Origin of the sequence: Herbiconiux sp. VKM Ac-1786, assembly GCF_015350805.1 — a bacterium.
GTDB lineage: Bacteria > Actinomycetota > Actinomycetes > Actinomycetales > Microbacteriaceae > Herbiconiux.
Map to the genome: position 1 here is coordinate 1178691 of NZ_JADKSG010000001.1, position 20391 is coordinate 1199081.

Annotated in this window: 10 protein-coding genes; 2 read left to right on the top strand and 8 right to left on the bottom strand. The window is 71.4% G+C overall.

The window, feature by feature from the left end:
* From ITJ64_RS06005 to ITJ64_RS06025, 5 genes are all read right to left on the bottom strand, one after another.
* Entirely contained in the window at positions 1-1716 is a 1716-nt protein-coding gene (locus tag ITJ64_RS06005) for an amylo-alpha-1,6-glucosidase (RefSeq protein WP_194679806.1), read from the bottom strand.
* 50 nt (positions 1717-1766) lie between these two features.
* Positions 1767-2588 (bottom strand): carbohydrate ABC transporter permease, encoded by an 822-nt coding sequence (locus tag ITJ64_RS06010; RefSeq protein ID WP_194679807.1) that lies wholly within the window; start codon positions 2586-2588, stop codon positions 1767-1769.
* A complete protein-coding gene (locus tag ITJ64_RS06015; protein WP_194679808.1) occupies positions 2585-3574 on the bottom strand; it encodes a carbohydrate ABC transporter permease in 990 nt (329 codons plus the stop codon). The genes ITJ64_RS06010 and ITJ64_RS06015 overlap by 4 nt, the downstream gene beginning before the upstream one ends.
* Before the next feature lie 96 nt (positions 3575-3670).
* Positions 3671-4927: an extracellular solute-binding protein gene (locus tag ITJ64_RS06020; RefSeq protein WP_194679809.1), complete on the bottom strand. Its 1257-nt coding sequence runs from the start codon at positions 4925-4927 to the stop codon at positions 3671-3673.
* A gap of 149 nt (positions 4928-5076) precedes the next feature.
* Positions 5077-6078: a LacI family DNA-binding transcriptional regulator gene (locus ITJ64_RS06025; protein WP_370545058.1), complete on the bottom strand. Its 1002-nt coding sequence runs from the start codon at positions 6076-6078 to the stop codon at positions 5077-5079.
* Between the two features lie 291 nt (positions 6079-6369).
* Between ITJ64_RS06025 and ITJ64_RS06030 the strand changes: the two genes are divergently transcribed.
* Positions 6370-11034 carry a cell wall-binding repeat-containing protein gene (locus tag ITJ64_RS06030; protein WP_194679810.1) on the top strand — a complete coding sequence of 1555 codons (4665 nt, stop codon included), beginning with the start codon at positions 6370-6372 and terminating at the stop codon, positions 11032-11034.
* Positions 11035-11136: 102 nt separating this feature from the next.
* Here the strand turns inward: ITJ64_RS06030 and ITJ64_RS06035 are convergent, their stop codons facing one another.
* From ITJ64_RS06035 to ITJ64_RS06045, 3 genes are all read right to left on the bottom strand, one after another.
* Complete coding sequence (locus tag ITJ64_RS06035; RefSeq protein ID WP_194679811.1) at positions 11137-12489, bottom strand: MFS transporter; 1353 nt, start codon at positions 12487-12489, stop codon at positions 11137-11139.
* Positions 12486-13013: a helix-turn-helix domain-containing protein gene (locus tag ITJ64_RS06040; protein WP_194679812.1), complete on the bottom strand. Its 528-nt coding sequence runs from the start codon at positions 13011-13013 to the stop codon at positions 12486-12488. The genes ITJ64_RS06035 and ITJ64_RS06040 overlap by 4 nt, the downstream gene beginning before the upstream one ends.
* A 93-nt stretch (positions 13014-13106) precedes the next feature.
* Entirely contained in the window at positions 13107-14033 is a 927-nt protein-coding gene (locus tag ITJ64_RS06045) for a M15 family metallopeptidase (protein ID WP_194679813.1), read from the bottom strand.
* Between the two features lie 230 nt (positions 14034-14263).
* Here ITJ64_RS06045 and ITJ64_RS06050 point away from each other — a divergent pair, with 230 nt between their 5' ends.
* Positions 14264-20347 (top strand): Ig-like domain-containing protein, encoded by a 6084-nt coding sequence (locus ITJ64_RS06050; RefSeq protein ID WP_194679814.1) that lies wholly within the window; start codon positions 14264-14266, stop codon positions 20345-20347.
* Positions 20348-20391: the final 44 nt, after the last annotated feature.

Here is a 20391-nt window from a genome sequence, read left to right on the forward strand (position 1 = left end):
CTACACACCGCCGCCCGCCGCGGCGCGGGCGGCGGCCTCGCGGGCGAGGGTGAGGTAGACCGCCGCCGTCCAGGTGTAGGCGCGGTCGCGGAGGCCGGCACCGGTCAGGGCGTCGAAGTTCTCGGCGAAGCCCGACCGCTCGCAGAGCCGGCGGAACCGGGCGCTGATCGTGTCGGCCAGCGCCGTCTCGCCCGCCGCCCGCAGGCCGTCCTCGACGATCGCCGTCGACGGCGCCCAGATGGGTCCGCGCCAGTAGCCGTCGGCCTCGTACTCGGGGGTGTCGACCAGCTGCGTCGCCGGGCCGAACTCGGTGAGGTGCTGCTCGATGCGGCGGGCCAGGCGCTCGGAGTGCTGCCGGGTCAGATGCGGCGAGGCGACGATGGGCAGCGTGTTCAGCAGCGAGGTCTTCTTGCTCGCGCGACCACCGGCGGCGGCGCGGGCGACGAAGACGTCCTCGTCCCAGAGGCCGGTCAGGGCCGCGAGCATCGCACCGCCCTCGTCGCGCCAGCGCGCCGCGTCGGCCGGCAGCCCGAGCTCGGCGGCCAGCTCGGCGAGCACCGAGAGCTGCACCACGAGGAACGCCGCGAGGTCGGGCGCCTCGATCAGGCGGTCGTGGTCGAAGGTGGTCGAGTTGTCCCAGCCGCTGTCGTTGCCGTGCTGGTAGTGGGCGAGCGGATGCCCGGGCACCCGTCTCCGCTCCAGCCAGAACCCCGTCCAGCGCACGAGCGCGTCGTAGATCTCCCGCAGCTCGACGGCGCCCACCGGTTCGGCGAGCAGCCCCCGCAGCTTGCGGAAGGCCCACCCGTGGATCGGCGGCTTGACGAAGTTGTAGAGCACCTCGGAGTGCGTGACCGAGTCGGGCAGGGCGCCGCTCGGGTCCTGGAAGTCGAACACGATCCGGAACTGGTCGAGCGCCTCCGCGGGGAGGCCGGGCGCCAGGGCCAGGGCGTTGAAGCAGTGGTCCCAGCTCCACACCTTGTCCATCCAGTGCTTGGACATGAAGACCGACTCGCGCTCGAGGAACCCGGCCGGCGAGACAGTCGCCGACCAGAGCACGTAGGCCGAGGCCACCACCGCGGGTGAGTCCTCCGTGCGCCAGCCGGCGATGCGTTCGACGTAGTCGTCGAACTCCCCCGCGACGGTGTCGACGATGTCGTCGAACGCCGTCGCGGACGTGTAGGGCGCGAGCGCCGTCTCGTACTCCTCGATGACGATCTCCCACTCGGCGCCGCGCGCGGTCACCGCGCGCTCGCTCTCGCCGAGCGCCTCGGCGCCGTGCAGCTCGAGCTCCCCGCGCAGCCGGCTGATGCGGTATCGCCGACCGGTCTCGTAGGAGGTGAAGACCGCGGAGCCGTCGATCGGGTCGCGGAAGAAGTAGGTGCCCGTGAACGGGGTGAGCTCGGGGGTCGCGTCGGCGATGCGCAGCCCGAGGCCGCGGCCCCGCAGCCGCACGGCGCTCTCGGACTCGAAGACCGCGTCGACCCGGGCGTCATCCGCCGCCACCCAGCTGAGCCGGGCGGGGCCCGCCTCGACCGTCACGACCGGGAGCGTGGGCTCGAACGCGAAGATCGGGTGCATGCCCGTGCGGTGCGAGACGAGGTGCAGCTGCTCGCGCACGGTGTGCAGGCCGACGACCGGCGAGATGTCGAGCCAGGAGCGGCGGCGGCTGAACGGGATCTGCCGCACGTCGAAGTCGAGGGAGGAGGGTCGGGACACGATGGCCTTTCGGGACGAGCAGGAGTGAGGAGAAGAAGGAGAAGGTGCGGTCAGTCCTTGACGGCGCCGGCCGTGACCCCGGCGGCGACGTAGCGCTGGGCGACCACGAGCAGCACGGCGGCCGGGATGCTCGCCACGACCGCGGTGGCCATGATGGCGTTCCACTCCTGATTGTTGTTGCCGATGTAGCGGTAGATGCCCATGGTGATCGGCTGCAGCGAGCCGCCGCCGTCGAGCGTGGAGGCGAACAGGAAGTCCGACCACGACCAGAGGAACGCGAACAGCGAGACGGTGACGATCGAGTTGCGGCTGACCGGCAGCACGATCGAGCGGAAGGTGCGCCAGTTGCCCGCCCCGTCGATCTTCGCCGCGTTCAGCAGCTCGTTCGGGATGCCCGACATGAAGGCGGTGAAGATGAGCACGCCGAACGGCACGGCGAGCGTCGAGTCGGCGAGGATCAGCCCGGGGATCGAGTTCAGGATGCCCAGGTTGAGGTAGATCGCGTAGAACCCCATCGCCATGATGATGCCGGGGATCATCTGCGCCACGAGCAGCACGAAGCTCAGGGCGCCTCCCCCGGGCATCCGGAGCTTGGCGAGCGCGTAGGCCGCCGGGGCGGACAGCACCACGGTGAGCACGACGGTGCCGATGCCGATCACGAAGCTGGTGCCGAGGAACGGCAGCTGCTGCGAGAGCACGGCCTCGTAGCCCTCGAAGGTGGGATCGAACGGGAACAGGCTCGGCGGGTCCTGGCGCATCGCGCCCGACTTGGTGAGCGAGACGTTGATCATCCAGTAGATCGGGAAGAGCATGATGCCGGTGAGCACGAGGCCGATGACGGTGTCGAACCAGCGGCGGCGGGTGGTCGTCATGAGGGGTCCAATCGACGCTGGGCGCGGATGTAGATGAAGCCGAACACGAGGGCGATCACGATCAGCAGGTTGCCCACGGCGGCGGCGGGCGAGAGGTCGGGCAGCGCCGAGCCGAAGCCCAGCCGGTACGACCAGATCGCGAAGGTGGTGGACGAGGATCCCGGGCCGCCCTTCGTCATGATCCAGATGATGTCGAAGACCTTCAGCGTGTAGACGAGACCGAGCAGCACGGTGATCGCCGACACCGGCCGCAGCAGTGGGAAGGTGATGCGCCAGAACTTCTGCCAGCCGTTCGCGCCGTCGATCGAGGCGGCCTCGTAGACCTCCTCGGGGATCGACTGCAGCCCGCTGTAGAGGATGACGAGGTTGAACGGGATGCCGATCCAGATGTTCGCGACGATCACCGAGATCAGCGAGAACTGGGGCGAGGTGAGCCAGTTGACCTGCCCGATGCCGAAGGCCTCGAGGAAGGAGTTGACGACGCCGGAGTCGCTGTTGAGCATCCAGGACCAGGTGGAGGCCGACACCAGCAGCGGCAGCAGCCACGGCACGAGGAAGAGGGCGCGCAGGGTGCCCGACAGGGGGAAGCGGCGGAAGAAGAACACCGCGAGCGCGAGCCCCAGGGAGTACTGGAAGACGATCGAGACGAGCGTGAACAGGGTGGTGTTCAGCAGCGCCGGGGCGAAGGTGGCGTCGCTCAGCACGGCGATGTAGTTGTCGAAGCCCGCGAAGGGGGCGGTTCCGTCGATGAACGACCGCACCGTGTAGTCGCGGAAGCTCAGCTCGAGGTTGCGGACGAGCGGGTAGGCGTAGAAGACGAGCAGGTAGATCACGACCGGTGCGGCGAACGCCCAGCCGGCCCAGTGGCCTTTCAGCCGGCGGCGGCGCGGAGCGGCCCCGGCCGCCGGGGCGACGGGCTCTGGGCCCGCCGCCCCGCGACCGCGACCACGCGCAGCCGAGCCGGAACGGGTCTCGGTGGCTGTCATGGTGCTGTCTCTCGTTCGGTGGTGATGGTGGTGGTGGTGATGGTGGTGGTGCCCGTCTCGAGGGCCGGCGGGCGTGGTGCAGCGGCTGGGCGCGCGCTACTTCGTGAGCCCGGCCGAGGCCGCGCTCTGCGCCGCGGCGAGGGCGTCGGCCGCCGACTGCGAGCCGGTGAGCGAGGCCTGCACCGCGGTCCAGAGCTGCTCGGAGATCACCGGGTAGTCGGTGCCGAGGTTGTCGCCGGTGCGGCCCTGGGCAGCGCCGACCGCGTCGATCCACGGCTCGAGGGTGGCGTCCTCGGCCAGCTGCGCCTGCTGCGCCGCCTCGGTGGGGGCGATGTAGTTCAGCGAGTTGTCGGTGGCGACCAGGTTGTCGGTGTCGGTCAGGCAGGCCACGATCTTCTGCGACGCGGCGTAGCGCGCCGAGTCCTTCTGCACCGGGATGCTCAGGAACTCGCCGCCGGTGGGAGCCGGTGCGGCGCCGCCGTCGGCCGCCGGGATCGGGATGACCTCGTACCCCGCCTCGGCCGCGCCGGCCTTCTGCCAGGTGCCGTTCTCGGCGAAGGCGAAGTCGCCGGTGAGGAACTCCTCCCAGCTCGTGGTCTGGGTGTTGTTGATCACCGAGTTCGGGGCGTAGCCCTTGGTGACCCAGTCGGTCCAGAGCTGCACGGCCGACTGCGCCTCGCTCGAGTCGAGCTCGGTCAGCTCGGCGCCCGATCCCCAGAACCAGGGCAGGAACTGGAAGCTGCCCTCCTCGGTGCCGATGCCCGAGAAGGTGATGCCCTTCTTGCCGCTCGCGGTGACCTTCTCGAGCGCCGAGGTGAGCGACGCCCAGTCGGTGACCGAGGCGATGTCGACCCCGGCCGCCTTCAGCACCTCGGGGTTGTAGTAGAGCGCGAGGGTGTTCGCGCCGATCGGCACACCGTAGGTATTGCCGTCGACCTCGCCGGCCGAGATGAGGTTCGGCGCGACGGCCGAGACGTCGAGGCCGTTCTCGTCGGTGGTGGTCAGGATGCCCGCCTCCGCGAGCGTCGAGATCACGGGGTTGTCGATCAGGAGCACGTCGGGCGAGCTGCTCTGCTGGCCGGCGAGGAGCGCCTTGCTGGTGAGGTCGCTGGTGTCGTACGCGGTGCGCTTCACGGTGACGCCGGCCTCGGTGGCGCAGGAGTCGATGACCTTCGCCCAGGCGCTGGTCTCGTCGTACTGGGGGTACGGGTCCCAGAAGGTGTACTCGCCGCCGGCGTCTGCGGAATCGGTGCCGGAGGTGGTGCCGCCGCCGGAGCAGCCGGCGAGGGTGATGCCGATGACGGCGGTGGCGGCGAGCGCTCCGAGGGCGCGGCCTCTCTTGGTGGTGATCACGGTATTCCTCTCTGAATGGGATCGGGTGGTGCGGTGGTGCTCGGGTACTGCGTCTGCGGGGTGCCGGTCGGGGTGGTGGTGGCGGGCCTCCGGCCCGTCGAACCGGTTCGACGACACACGAAAAAAGGGGGGCGGGTGGCGCCCCCGATTCACGCGGTGCTGCCTCGCACGGTCAGCTCGGGTTCGACGAACTTCACGATCGGCGGCGCGTAGTCGGGGTCGATGATGCGCCGCACCAGGTGCTGGACCGCCTCGCGGGCCAGCGTGTCGGGCGAGGTCTCCACGGCCGTGTACGGCAGCTGGAAGCTCCGCCCGAAATCTCGGGGGAAGAGGCTGACGACCGAGAGGTCGTCGGGCACGACGGTGCCCCGCTCCTGCAGGATGCGCGGCAGGGCCGCGATCGACGCGTCGTTGTGCACGATCAGCGCGGTCGCCGTCGGGCGCGCGTCGAGGATGGCGTTCAGGCTGCGGTCGATGGCCGGCTGCTGCGACTCGCCGTAGTAGGTGTACAGCGTGATCCCGTAGCGGGCCGCCCGCTCCATCGCGGCGTCGCGGAAGCGCCAGGCGTAGGCGCCGCCGCGTTCGAAGACGTGCCGGGGCGGGGCCAGCAGGATGACCTCGCGGTGGCCGAGCCCGTAGAGCTGGTCGACGAGCAGCCGGGCCGCCTCGCCGAAGTCGAGGTCGAACACGTCGACACCCTCGGTGTCGCGCGGCAGGCCGATCAGCGCCGCGGGCTGGCGGGCCGCGCGCAGCGGGGCCAGCCGGGGGTCGTCGTGCGCGATGTCGAGCAGGATGATGCCGTCGACCATGTTCGACTGCGTGATGCGCCGCACCGCGGCCGGCCCGTCGGAGTCGGTGACCATCAGGATGTCGTAGCCGACCTCCCGGGCCGCCTGCGAGATGGCGTAGATGTACTGGAGCATGGCCGGCGGGAACTCGTCCTCGTGGAACTGCAGCAGCAGGCCCAGTACCATCGTCTCCGAGGTCGCGAGGGCGCGGGCTCCGGCGTTCACCGTGAAGCCGAGGCGGCTGATGGCCGACTCGATGCGCTCGCGGGTCTCGCGGGAGATCGTGCGCTTCCCCGACAGCGCGTAGGAGACGGTGCTGCGGGAGACCCCCGCTTCCCGTGCTACGTCTCCGATGGTGGCCACGATGCCCCTCTCCGCTCTCGACCGGTCGAACCGGTTCGATCAAATTACGGGACGAAATGGCCTCGGCGCAAGTCCGAATGTCGTCGAATGGGCCGGATGCGCCGCGTCCATGATGGTTTCGTCTCGAACTGCCCCTTGATTCCGGGCGGAAGGCATGTCTATATTCGTCGAACCGGTTCGATCGCTGATCAAGGATCTCTGATCGCTCGATCGCGTGATCGTCTGATCGCTCAGAACCGGAGGCGACGGCGCCGGACGATGCGCCGTCACAACTCGACGAGAGGCAGCATCGTGGATCATCCCCGAACACCACCCCGCCCATCCCGGCGCACCCCCCTCCCCCTGGTCGCGGGAGCGGCCGTCGCCGCCCTGACCGTGGGGGCCCTCACCGGCCTGGCACCGGCGGCAGCAGCGTCGGCACCCGCCGCACCCGCCGCACCCGCCGCACCCGCCGCACCCGCCGCGCCCGCCGCGCCCGCCGCGCCCGCCGACGCGACCATCCCCGACGACGCGCTCATCCTCGACTACGACTTCGAGTCGGCGAACGTCGACGGAGCCACCGTCACCGACGTCTCGCCGCGCGGTCTCGACGGCACCATCAGCAACGTCGGCCCCGACTCGCTCGTCGAGGGCCGCACCGCCGGCACCACGGCGCTCGACCTCACCGGCGGCGCCGTCGGCTCGACCACGGCCCCGTACGTCACCGTGCCGAAGGGCCTGTTCACCGGCCTCGACGCCGTGACCGTGTCGGCCTGGACGAAGTGGTCGGGCACCGACGGCTTCCAGTGGCTGTACGGCCTGGGCGCCGACGCCGACAACTCGCTGTTCTACACGCCGAAGTTCGTCGAGGGCAGCAACAACGCCGTCGCCTCCGTGAAGCAGATCACCGGGGGCGGTCAGGCCGACGCCGTCGCGAGCAGCCCGCTCGCGACCGACACCTGGGTGAACGTGGTCTCCGTCGCCGACGGGTCGACCATCGTCTCCTACATCAACGGCCTCGAGGTGGCGCGGACGGATGCCCCGATCGACCTCGCCGCGACGCTCGCGCCCGACTCGGCCACGTCGAGCGGCTACATCGGGCGGCCGTTCTGGAACGTGCATCCGTTCTACGACGGACTCGTCGACGACTTCCGGGTCTACGACCGCGCGCTCAGCGCCGAGCAGATCGCCGGGCTCGCCGGATCGGCCGTGCCCACCGTGCAGACCGTCACGCAGACGACCGTCGAGCTGACGACCGGCATCGACACGGCTCCCGAGCTGCCCGGCGTCACCGCGACCTACAGCGACGGCATCTCCCGCACCGCTCCCGTCACCTGGGAGGCCGTGCCCGCCGAGGCCTACGACGCCCGCGGCAAGACCTTCACCGTGAAGGGCGTCGTCGACGGCACCGACACGGTCGTCACCGCGACGGTGCTGACCGTCGAGGCCGGCGAGCTCTCCATCGACCTCTCCTCCGACACCGGCCCGTTCATGGGCGGTGCCTCCGGAACGCTCTACGGCGTGTACGGCCAGGGCGTGCCCACGAACAACCTGCTCGAGGGCATCAAGCTGCGCACGGTCGCGACCAAGGCGCAGGACGGCCCCCAGCATCCGGGAGCCGACGCGCTCGAGATCGTGAAGCCCGTCGCCGACAGCTCGGACGGCGACGTCTACATCTACATGACCGACATCTACCGGGGCTTCCCGTACCAGGTGCCGGGCGACACCGGCGACGAGAAGCTCGCCGACTTCGAGGCGAAGATCGCCACGCAGGTCGACCAGGTGCTGCAGCTGCCGGCCGAGTACCAGGACAACATCGTCTTCGTGCCGTTCAACGAGCCCGAGGGCAACATGTTCGGCAACGGCGGCGAGAGCTTCTACGGCACCAGCTGGCTGGACGACCCGGCTCGCTTCCTCGCGGCCTGGGACGAGGTGAACGCGCTGATCAAGGGCAAGATGCCGGAGGCGCGCATCGCCGGGCCCAACACCAGCGTGCTCTACGACCAGGTCAAGGGATTCATGCAGCACACCCTCGACGCGGGCACCGTGCCCGAGGTCATCACCTGGCACGAGCTGAGCGACCCGGCGTCCATCCGCCGCAACGTCGACCGCTACCGCGCCTGGGAGATCGAGCTGTTCGCCGGCACCGACTACGAGGGCCGGCAGCTTCCGGTCAACCTGAACGAGTACGCCTTCAACTACCACACCTCGGTTCCCGGCCAGATGATCCAGTGGGTCTCGGCACTGGAGGACAAGAAGGTCGACGGCGACATCGCGTACTGGAACATCGACGGCAACCTCAGCGACTCGGCCGTGCAGGCCAACCGCGGGAACGGCCAGTGGTGGCTGCTGAACTCCTACGGCCAGATGACCGGCGACACCGTCACCGTGAACCCGCCGAAGCCGAACCAGAGTTACACGCTGCAGGGCGTCGCCACGCTCGACACGGCGAAGAAGCGGGCCCAGGCACTGATCGGAGGATCGGCGGGCGACCAGCCGGTGTACTTCGACGAGGTGCCGAGCGACGTCTTCGGCGACGAGGTGCACGTGCAGGTGCGCGAGATCCGCTGGACCGGCCAGATCGGCGACTCGAGCGAGCCGCAGGTCGTGAAGGAGTACGACGCCGCCGTGACCGACGGCTTCGTGCGGCTCGGCTTCGGTGAGGGGCTGCCCCAGCTCGACGCCGACTCGGCCTACGAGATCGTGCTCACCCCGGGCGGCGACACCACCTCGCCCGCGACGCCGGCCGACAGCTGGCGCGCGAAGTACGAGGCCGAGGACGCCGCCCACTCCGGCTCCGGCTGGACCCGCAACGGCCCCGAGGGCACCCCGGGCAACGTCGGCGGCTTCTACACCTCCGGCGACTACAACGTCGGCGGCCTCCGCACCGACTCCGACGTGAAGCTCGACTTCGCGGTCGACGTGCCCGAGGACGGCAGCTACGACCTCAGCCTGTTCTCGAGCTCGCTGAACACCGCCGAGGCGAACGCCGCGCAGGGCCCGGTGAACGTCTTCGTGACCGTCGACGGCGGCGCCGAGCAGGAGGTCTTCCTCCCGCTGGGCTACAAGTGGGTGGTCTGGGACCACGCCGACACCACCGTCGACCTGACGAAGGGCGCCCACACCGTCACGGTCTCCGCCACGAGCCTCGACGGCACGAAGGGCACCCAGGGCGACGCGATCCTCGACAAGATCGAGCTGGCGCTGCCGACGGCCGACCCGGTCTCGATCTACGAGGCCGAGAACGCCACCCTGTCGGCCGACGCCGTCACCGGCTACGACCGCGCCGGGGTCTCCGGCTCGGGCACGGTCACGCTGAAGCCGGGCGCGAGCTCGACCTTCTGGGTCTACTCGGCGACGGATGCCCCCTCCACCCTGTCGTTCGCCACCGTCGGCGGCGGCGAGGGCACGATGTCGGTCAACGGCGTCGAGGTGGGGCCGCTCAGCGACAGCGCGGATGCGACCGTCTTCCTCTCGGGAGGCGTCAACAAGGTCGTGGTCACCGGTGCGAGCGGTGAGCTGGTGCTCGACCGCCTGGCCGTCACGCCGCCCGCGTCCGGCACGGTGCCGGCGCCCGCCGTATACGAGGCCGAGGACGCGGCACTCGCCGGCTCCGCAGCCGTGCGTGAGCTCAGCCTCGCGTCGGGGAGCAAGGCCGTCGGCACCATCGGCGGCGACCCCGGCAACGACTCGGCGCTGACCTTCGAGACGGTGAAGGCGGATGCCGACGGCACCTACGCCCTGACCGTGCGCTACTCGAACGAGGAGCAGTCGCCGGCGACGCACTACAACCCCGACCCGCTGGCCCGCCACGCGGTGATCACGGTGAACGGCGTCGCGCAGAAGGTGCTCTTCCCGCACTCCTTCCACCAGAACAACTTCTGGGAGCTGACGGTGCCGGTCGAGCTGAAGAAGGGCGACAACACCATCGCGTTCACCTCGGAGGAGGAGCCGAACTTCGACGGCACGACGTACATCTCCGATCAGTATCCCGACGTGCTGCTGCGCTCGCGGTACGCGCCGAACATCGACCGCATCGCGGTCGCCCCATTCGTCGACGCCGCTCCGGCGCCGGAGCTCGAGGTCGACCGGATCGGCGGTGCGGATCGGTACGAGGTGTCGGCGGCGACGTCGGCGGCCGGGTTCCCGTCCGGAGCCTCGACCGTCTACGTGGCGTCGGGTCAGGCGTTCCCGGATGCCCTCTCGGCAGCCCCGGCGGCGACCATCGCCGGTGCGCCCGTGCTGCTCACCCTCGGTGACCGCATCCCGGCACCCGTGCTGGCCGAACTGAAGCGGCTGGACCCGTCGAAGATCGTCATCGTCGGCGGAACCGACGCGATCGGCACGAAGGTCGAGACCGAGCTCGGTACGATCGGCGACGTCACCCGCGTCGGTGGCGCCGACCGGTTCGCGGTCTCGCGGAGCATCGCCGAGACGGCGTTCCCCGACGGAACCGACAGGGTCGTGCTCGCCACGGGCCGCACCTTCCCCGACGCGCTCTCCGCGGGCGCGGCGGTCGACGGGAAGGCCCCGGTCATCCTGATCGACGGCGCCGCGACGTCCCTCGACAGCGCGACCAAGGCGCTGCTCGCGAAGCTGGGCGCGAAGGACGTGGTGATCGTCGGCGGCACCGACGCGATCACCGCAGCCCTCGCGGAGGACGTGGCGAAGGTCGCCGCGGTCACCCGCCTGGCCGGTGAGGACCGGTTCGCGTCATCCAGGGCGATCAACGAGTTCTTCTTCGAGAAGGCCGACCGGGTCGTGCTGGCCACGGGAGCGAACTTCCCCGACTCCCTCTCGGGCTCGGCGTTCGCCCCGGCCGTGGATGCGCCGCTGTTCACGGCGCAGACCGACTGCATCCCGGCCGACACCCTGACGCAGATCACCGCCCTCGGCGCGACGCGGGTCACCCTGCTCGGCGGCACGACGGTGCTCACGAAGGCGGTCGAGGATCTGACCACCTGCACCACCCCGTAGCCACCGGCTGCGAACCATCGGGGCCCTGCACCCGGCCGAACGGCCTCGTGCAGGGCCCCTCCTCGTGCGCCCGGGCGGTCGGGTGCGCATGCTCGGTGCGGGCTAGGTGCGCAGCCGCCGCACCGCCGGCACGGCGAGCGCCGCCGCGGTCGCCGCCACGACCAGTGCCGCGCAGCCGAGCAGCGTCGGCACCGTGCCGAGGCCGTGCGCGAGCGGCCCCACGAGCACCTCGCCGAGCGGGATCGCGAGGAACGAGCCGACCATGTCGAAGGAGTAGACGCGTGAGAGGGTCTCGCGGGGCACGTGCGTCTGCAGCGACTGGTCCCAGGAGACGGCGAAGACCTCGAGGGCCACGCCCCCGAGGGCGAAGGCGCCGACCAGCGCGAGCACCGCGGGCAGCGCCATGCCGGGCAGTGGCTCTGCCGGCGCGCCGGCACCGGTGCCGACCGCGGCGAGGCCTGCGACCACCGCGAGCGCGACGATCGGCACCGCCGTCAGCGCCATCCCGCCCACCCCGACGGCGAGCGCCCGGCTCGGCCGCCAGCGCAGCGCCAGCACCGCACCCAGCGCGAGCCCGCCGGCCTGCGCCGCCACCACGGCGCCCCAGCCCGCCCGGCCGAACGTCTCGTCGGCGACCAGCGGGCCGAGCACGGTGGTCGCCCCGACGAAGGCCGCGTTCAGCACCCCGAACTGCGCCACCACCACCCACACCCAGCGCCGGCGGGTGAACTCGCGCCAGCCCTCGCCGAACTCGCCGAGCGCCGTGCGCAGCCCGGGCAGCAGGCCGCGCGGCGCACCGCGCGGCCCATCGGGTGCCCCACCGGTCGGCCGGCCGTCGTGACCCGGCGCCGCGGGGGTGACGGATCCGCGGGGCAGCCGCATCCGCGAGAAGAGCAGCCCCGCCAGAGCGAACCCGGCCGCGTCGATCGCGAGCCCCCAGCCCGGGCCGACCGCCGCCACGAGACCCGCACCGGCCGCCGCGCCCACGATGCTGGAGCCGTTCAGGCCGAGCCGCAGCAGCGCGTTCGCGGGTCGCAGCTCGGCGAACGGCACCGTCTCGGGAACGAGCGCCGCCGTGGCCGGCAGGCTGACCGCGGCGACCGCGCCGTTCAGGGCCCCGAGCAGCACGAGCGCGGGGATCGACGCCGTGCCCGTCAGCACCAGGGCGGCGACCGCGCCCTGCGTCAGCGCCGCGGCGAGCGAGGCCCCGACCAGCAGGAGGTCGCGCGGCAGCCGGTCGGCGAGCACGCCGCCGACCAGCAGCACGGCGACGTTCGTGATCGAGCGCGCGGCGACCACGAGCCCGAGGTCGACCACCGATCCGGTGAGGTCGAGCACCGCGAAGGCCAGCGCGATCGGCGCGAGGGCGTTGCCCAGGATGCTCGTCGTCCGCGCCGCGAGCAGCCAGCGGAACGCCCGGTGCCGCAGCGGCCCGGGCGGTGTCGCGACGCTCACGGGCGCCGCAGCGGGAACAGCTCCGCCGTCATCGACACGGGCGCCGTGCCCGGCGTGCGGGCCGGCCGCGCCGCCTCGTGCAGCAGCGCCGACGCCGCGCCCACGACCGCGACGACCCGCCGCCAGGTGGCGTGGTCGACCCAGAGCTCGGCGTCCGTCGTCAGGTGCGCTCCCGCGATCCGCAGCGCCGAGCGCCGGCGCAGCTCGCCGATGATCGCCTCGACGTACTCGGCGCGCTCCTCCGAGGCGGCGCCGCCCTCGGCGATCGACTCCTCCAGCCGGAACGGCTCGGCCGACGACTCGTGCCGGTAGCGCTTGGCCTCGCCGCCCCGCACCCGCACGACCTCCACCACCCGGATGAGCCCGGCCCGCTCGAGCACCCGCAGGTGGTAGCTGGCGGCGGCCTGCGACACCCGCAGCTCGCGTCCGGCCTCGGCCGCGCTCATCGCGGTGCCCGTCAGGAGCGACAGCAGCCGGAGGCGCACGGGGTGGGCGGTGGCACGGAGGACGTCGAGGGAGGACATGGAGCCATCGTGCGGGCCGCGCATCCAACCGTCAAATGGCTCTTTGGGGGTCGGGCGGCGAACCGGCGTCGAACAGCAGAACGGGACGGGGCCTCAGCCGGCGTAGCCGGGCGCCGCCGGCAGCCCGAAGTACTCCTCGAGCGTCGGGATGCCCGTCGTGTGCAGCTCCGTCGCGAGCGGCACCCCCACCCACCGCCAGTGCCACGGCTCGAACTCGTAGCCCGTCACGGGCGTGCCGCCGTCGGGGTAGCGCAGCACGTAGCCGAAGCGGTACGCGTTCTGCTGCAGCCAGGTGTAGGCGGGGGTGTTCGCGAAGCAGCGACCGTCGGTCGAGCATCCGGACACCGTGTCGAGGATGTCCATCGCCATGCCGGTCTGGTGCTCGCTGAATCCGGGACGGGCGCTGGTGAGGTCGGCCCCCTCGACGCCGAGCGAGTTCACGTAGTAGTCGTAGGCGCGCACCTGCACGCTGTACGAGCGGTAGCCGCTCTGCGCGACCAGCTGGATGCCCGTCTCCGCCTGTGCCGCATGGAACATGTCGACCAGGGCCGACGCCGCGTCGGCGCGGAGCTGGTAGCCGTTGGGGTTCGGGATGTCGCCCGGCAGGTCGACGAGGTCGGGCGGGCCGTAGTCGGCGCCGTTCTGGATGGGACGCAGCTTGTTCACCACGACCCAGGGGCTGAGCGGATCGTCCACGGAGTTCGCCGATCGGTCGAAGGCGGGAGGCGCCGGCGGAGCGGTCGGCTCGGGCGAGGCGGAGGGAGCGGGGGCCGGCGACACCGTGGCCGAGGCGACCGGCGCGGGGGTCTCCGAGGGGGGCGTCGTCGGCGCGGGCGTGAACGACGGGGCCGGAAGGGCCGTCGGGGCGGCCAGCACCCCGCCCGCCGGATGCAGCACCCCGGTCAGCACGAGCCCACCGCCCACGAGGAGCGCCACGACCACGAGGGCGGCGGCGGCGATCAGCACTCCGCGCAGGCGACGCCGCGAGCGCCGCTGCCGGCGGTCCATCAACCTCGACACCCGACGAGCATAACGCCCGCTGCATCGGAACCCCCGTGACGCAATGGGGACCTCTACCCCCTTAAAAGGTGCCACCCGATTTGGGCGGGAATTCGGAACCGTGCTTGAATTGCCGATGTGCGGGGGCTCTCCCCACCCGAAGTCGAGAGCCGCAGGAGACGCTCACCCACGCGTTCCGGCCCGCCGTCTTACCCACACCGCTGGACACCGTTGACGATGTGGAGACCCGTGTGAGGCTGTTCGAGGCGATCCGACGTCGCAAGGCGACGACGGCATCGGTCGCCACCATCGCCGCTCTGGCGATCGGCGTGACCACGATGGCGTTCCTCTACGAGGGCATCGAGACGGCCGACGTCGACCTCAACGACGGCGGCGTCTGGGTCACCAAGCCCACCGGGCTGCTGCTCGGGCACCTCAACCACCCCGCCCAGGTGATCGACGGAGGCCTCCGCACCTCCTCCACCGAGTTCGACGTGCTGCAGCGCGACGAGACCGTGCTCATGCTCGACACCTCGGGCTCCTCGCTCACCCCGGTCAACCCCGTCACCATGGCGCTCGAGGCGCCGCTCATCCTCCCCCCCGAGTCATCGGTGTCACTCGGCGGACCGACCCTCACCGTGCTCGACCGCGAGACCGGCGAGCTCTGGGCCGGCCCCTCCTCGAACGCCGCCGGCATGCAGCTCGACCCCGACGAGCCGCTCGGCGAGCTCGGGGGCGCGGGAGCCGCCGTGGCCGACGCCGCCGGCAACGTGCACGCCCTCTCGACCTCGGCCGGCCGCCTGCTCGAGTTCGACCGCGACGAGAACGGCGCCCTGCCTGACGAGCCGACCGCCACCGACTTCCCCGAGGTCGAGGAGGGCGCCCGCCTGACCCTCACCACCGTGGGCGACCAGGCCGTCGTCTTCGACGCCTCCTCGGGCACCGTGCACCTGCCCGGCGGCCGCGTGGTCGAGCTCCCCGACGCGGAGGGCGCCGTCGTGCAGCCCACCGGGCCGGCCGCGTCCGACGTGCTGATCGCCACGAAGACCTCCCTCATCCGCCAGCCGCTCGACGGCGGCGAGCCCACCGTGATCCCCGCCGGGGGCGAACCCGGCACGCCGGCCGCCCCGGTGTTCCTGAACGGATGCGCGTACGCGGCCTGGTCGGGATCGGGGGCGTTCCTCCGCGACTGCTCGGGCGACTCGAACGACGTCGAGGACGAGATCGACGGCCTGGCGGCGAACGCCGACCTCCGCTTCCGCGTGAACCGCGACGTCGTGGTGCTGAACGACGTGTCGACCGGCGTCGTGTTCCTGGTGAACCAGGACATGAAGAAGGTCGACAACTGGGACGACATCGCGCCCCCGCCCGAGCAGAGCGACTCCGACGAGGAGGAGGACAGCACCGAGGACGAGCTCCAGGTGCTGCTGCCCGACCGCTCCGAGGAGAACACTCCCCCGACGGCCGAGGACGACGACTTCGGCGTGCGTGCCGGCCGCACCGTCGTGCTGCCCGTGCTCGACAACGACCTCGACCCCGACGGCGACATGCTCACCGCGAAGATCGAGGGCTCCCAGCCCGGGATCGGCGAAGTGCAGCGCATCCTGAACGGAGCGGCCCTGCAGGTCGTCGTCTCACCCGACGCCTCCGGCAGCGCGAGCTTCGGCTACACCGTCGACGACGGGCGCGGCGGCTCCGACACCGCCACCGTCTCCCTGACGGTGCGCGCGGACGGCGAGAACACCCCGCCGAAGCAGAAGCGGGTCACCGACGTGCTGGTCGAGCTCGGAGCATCCGTCAGTCACAACGTGCTGCCCGACTTCATCGACCCCGACGGCGACGACCTCTACGTCGTCGGCGCCTCCACGGGCACCGACGACCAGGTGCAGTACCGCCCCGACGGCCAGATCACCTTCACGAGCATCGACCAGAACACCGGCCCGAAGGAGGTGACGGTCGTGCTCTCCGACGGCCGCACCGAGACCGAGGGCACCGTGCGCTTCCAGGTGCGCGACCCCGGCAGCCTCGCGCCCGTCACCAACGGCGACACCGTCGTGACGACCGTGGACGAGCGCGTGACCGTGGCGCCGATGGACAACGACCTCAGCCCCTCGGGCGCACCGCTGCGCCTGGCGAAGGTGAACGAGACCCCGGGCGCCACCCTGCAGCCCGACTACACCACCGGCACCTTCGACTTCACCAGCAGCACCCCCGGCGACTACTACGTGCAGTACCTCGTCTCCGACGGCCCGAAGACCGCCGAGGGCCTGGTGCGCGTCACCGTGCTGCCCGTCACCGACAGCACCGACCCGCCGATCGCCGTGCGCGACACGGCGCAGCTGCCGAACGGCGGCACCACCCTCGTCAACGTGCTGGCCAACGACACCGACCCGAACGGCGGCATCCTCGCCGTGCAGTCGGTGCAGGTGCCGGCCGAGGCGGGCGTCAGCGTCGAGGTGCTCGAGCACGAGATCCTGCGCATCACCGACCGTGGGCTGACCGACCCGCTCACCATCACCTACACGGTGTCCAACGGCGCCGCCTCGGCCCGCGGCGAGGTGTTCATCACCCCGATCGCCGCGCCCGACCGCCTGCTGCCGCCGAACGCCGAGAACGACGACGTCACCGTGCGCGTGAACGACATCGTGACCATCCCGGTGCTCGCCAACGACACGCACCCCAACGGCGACACGCTCACCCTCTCGCCCACCCTGATCGACCCGGTCGTCGACCCGGCCGACGGCAGCATCTTCGTGGCCGGCGACACCGTGCGCTTCAAGGCCGGGCCCGAGCCCAAGACCGTCTACGCCACCTACGAGGCCGTCGACTCGCAGGGCCAGAAGGACGCCGGCTACATCACCATCCGCATCGTCGGCCCCGACGACGGCACGAACGCGCCGCCGCGACCGCAGGACGTCACGATCCGGGCGCTGCAGGGCACGACCGTGCGCATCCCGATCCCGCTCGACGCCATCGACCCCGACGGCGACTCGGTCGAGCTCGTCGGCCAGAGCTCGGCGCCCACCAAGGGCCGCATCACCGAGGTCGGCGAAGCGTGGCTCGTCTACGAGGCGTACCCCGACGCATCCGGAACCGACACCTTCACGTACACCGTGCGCGACCGGCTGGGTGCCTCGGCCACGGCCTCGGTGCTCGTCGGCATCATCCCGGCGAGCGAGTCGAACCAGCCGCCCTACGCGGTGAAGGACGCCATCTCGGCCCGCCCCGGCCGCACGGTCGCGGTCGACGTGATGGAGAACGACAACGACCCCGACGGCGACCCGATCGCCATCCGCTCCGAGGGCCTCACGGTGCCCGACGGCGTGACCGCCTCGGTCGACGGCGGGCGCGTGCTCGTCACCGCTCCGAGCGAGGCCGGCGACTACACGCTGCAGTACACGATCGTCGACCGCTGGGGTGCGGCGGCGACCGGCACGCTGCTCATGCAGGTGAGTCCGGATGCGCCGCTCGCCTCCCCCATCGCCCGCGACGATCAGGTGCCCGTCGCCGACATGCTCGACCGCGAGACCGTCGACGTGAACGTGCGCGAGAACGACGACGACCCCGACGGCACCATCGACGGCCTGACCGTCACGAGCTCCGACCCGGCGGCGACCCCGCTCTCGAACGGCAACCTGCAGATCACGCTGCTGCCGACCTCGCAGATCATCACCTACACGGTCACCGACCAGGACGGCCTGACCGCCTCGGCCTTCGTGAACGTGCCGGGAAGCGACACGCTGCCGCCCGTGCTGCGGCCGGGCATCGAGCCGCTCGTGGTGAACGACGGCCAGACCGTCGATGTCGAGCTCGCCGACTACGTGCTGGTCGGCGAGGGCAAGTCGGTGCGGATCACCGAGGCCGACACCGTGCGGGCCGCGAACTCGAACGGCGACGAGCTGCTGGCCGACGAGGACACCCTGCGCTACACGCCCAAGCCGCGCTACGACGGGCCCGACGCGCTGAGCTTCGAGGTCACCGACGGCACGGGCCCCGACGACCCGGACGGCCGCACGGCGACCCTCGTCATCCCCATCACCGTCGTCTCGGACTACAACACCCCGCCCACCTTCAAGGGCGCCGAGCTCACGGTCGCGGCGGGCGAGGACGAGCAGTCGATCGACCTCCGCGGCGCCGCCGAGGACCCGGACGAGGGCGACCTCGAGGCCCTGACCTTCGCGATCGTCGGCCAGGCGCCCGCCGGCGTCTCGGTGCGCCTCGACGGCTCGACCCTGGTGGCCCGGGCCGATGCCGACGCCCCGCTGAACGCCTCCACCCTCGACGTCGAGGTCTCCGACGGGGAGAACCCCGCCGTGCGCGGAGCCGTGCAGATCTCGGTGCTCGCCACCACCCGCACGCCCCCGTCGGCGACCGACGACATCGTGCCGCAGGCCAACCAGGGCCAGACGGTCTCGGTGCCCGTGCTGGCGAACGACTTCAACCCGTTCCCCGACACCCCGCTGACGATCACCGAGGTCGCCATCGAGACCGGCACCGGCAACGCCGACTTCTCGGGCTCGGACGTCTCGGTCACTCCGGCGGCCGACTTCGTCGGCACGATGGTCGTGCGCTACGGCATCATCGACGCCACGGGCGACCCGTCCCGGCGGGCCGACGGGCGCATCCAGCTCACCGTTCAGGGCCGACCCGACGCCCCCGCGACGCCGACGGTCACGAGCATCCAGGACCGCACCGTCGTGCTGAACTGGGCCTCGCCGGTGAACAACGGCGCCGAGATCACGAGCTACACCGTGACGAGCCCCCAGGGCTACACGAAGACCTGCGCGTCGACCACGTGCACGCTCGACGGCCTCACCAACGACGTCGAGTACACCTTCACCGTCACGGCGACGAACTCGGTGGGCACCTCCGACCCGTCGCCCTCCTCGGCCGTGGCCCGACCGGATGCGCGTCCCGACCAGCCCCAGCCGCCGACCCTGAAGTTCGGCGACAAGAGCCTCGAGGTGAACTGGGTGACGCCCCCGACCCCCGGCTCGGCGGTGCAGTCGTTCAACCTCGAGATCTCGCCCGCCCCGGCGCGCGGAGCCCCCTCGCGCTACGGCGTGACGGGCAACTCGATCGTCTGGGAGGGCCTCGAGAACGGCACGGCCTACCAGGTGCGGGTGCAGGCCGTGAACAAGGCCCCCGAGCCCTCGGACTTCAGCGCTTTCTCGGCGACCGAGATCCCGGCCGGCAAGCCGGAGGCCCCCGGACAGCCGAGCACGACCCGGCTCGACCCGGTCGGCGATCAGTCGCAGATGCGGGTGGCCTGGAGCAAGCCCTCGGGCAACGGCGACGACAACCTCAAGTACACGCTGACGATCCTCCGCGGCGGCAGCCCGGTCGACAGCCTGCCCGGGCTCACGGCCACCGAGCAGACCGTGCGGCTCGACACCTCGGAGAGCGACTACACCTTCTCGGTGACCGCCACCAACAAGGCGGGCGAGGGCGCGCCCTCGGCGGCCTCGGCACCGCGTCGGAGCTTCACCCCGCCGGGAGCGGCCGGGCCGGCGACGATCACCTCGGAGGGCGACGGCAGCGTCACCTTCGACCGCGGCGCCAGCGCCTCGGGCAACGGCGCCTCCCAGGGCGAGCTGATCTACCAGTACAGCGTCAACGGCGGCGGCTGGACCCCGATCCCCGGGAACGCCCAGGCCTACCAGGTCGCCGGGCTGCAGAACGGCACGAGCTACACGGTGCGGGTGCGGGCGACGACCCCGCTCGACGGGACGAATTACGAGGGCCCGGCGAGCGGCGAGTCGAACGCCGGAGTGCCGTTCGGCCCGCTCGCGCAGCCCGCGGTGTCGGCGAACGGCAACGCGAAGTCGGTGACGCTCTCCTGGAACGCCCCGGCGGGCAACGGGCGCCCCATCACGTCGATGGAGGTCTACATCGACGGGAACCTCAACTCCAACGCCGGCAACGGAACGGTGACCGTCGGAGACGCCTACAGCGAGAAGCACTCCATCCGCGTCGTGGTGAAGGACTCGGCCGGTCAGACCTCCGAGAACTCGACGAGCGCCTCGAGCGGTGACGCTCCCCCCAAGGGCGCCTTCCTGTCGTCGTGGCGGAGCTGTGACGGCGAGGGCCTGACCAACGGGCCGCCCTGTGTGCGCATGAAGATCACGGTCGAGAACTTCCTCGGCCAGGGCAGCGTGACCTGCACCTGGAACAGCCGCACCGACGGCGACCTCACCACGACCATCCCGGTCGACGGCAACGGCAACGGTTCGAAGAACCTCAGCTGGTACACCCAGGACACCGGGGCGTACTCGATGGAGAACCAGGCGTCGAACATGAGCTGCGAAGGCACACCGGTGAAGGTCAGACGCTGACCCCGCCTCACACCTCCCCGATCCACCCGACAAGACGAGGAACG

Bases quoted from the DNA above. Each gene is read 5' to 3' on its own strand.
- ITJ64_RS06010 (WP_194679807.1), bottom strand. From the start codon at position 2,588: ATGACGACCACCCGCCGCCGCTGGTTCGACACCGTCATCGGCCTCGTG.
- ITJ64_RS06015 (WP_194679808.1), bottom strand. From the start codon at position 3,574: ATGACAGCCACCGAGACCCGTTCCGGCTCGGCTGCGCGTGGTCGCGGT.
- ITJ64_RS06040 (WP_194679812.1), bottom strand. From the start codon at position 13,013: ATGTCCTCCCTCGACGTCCTCCGTGCCACCGCCCACCCCGTGCGCCTC.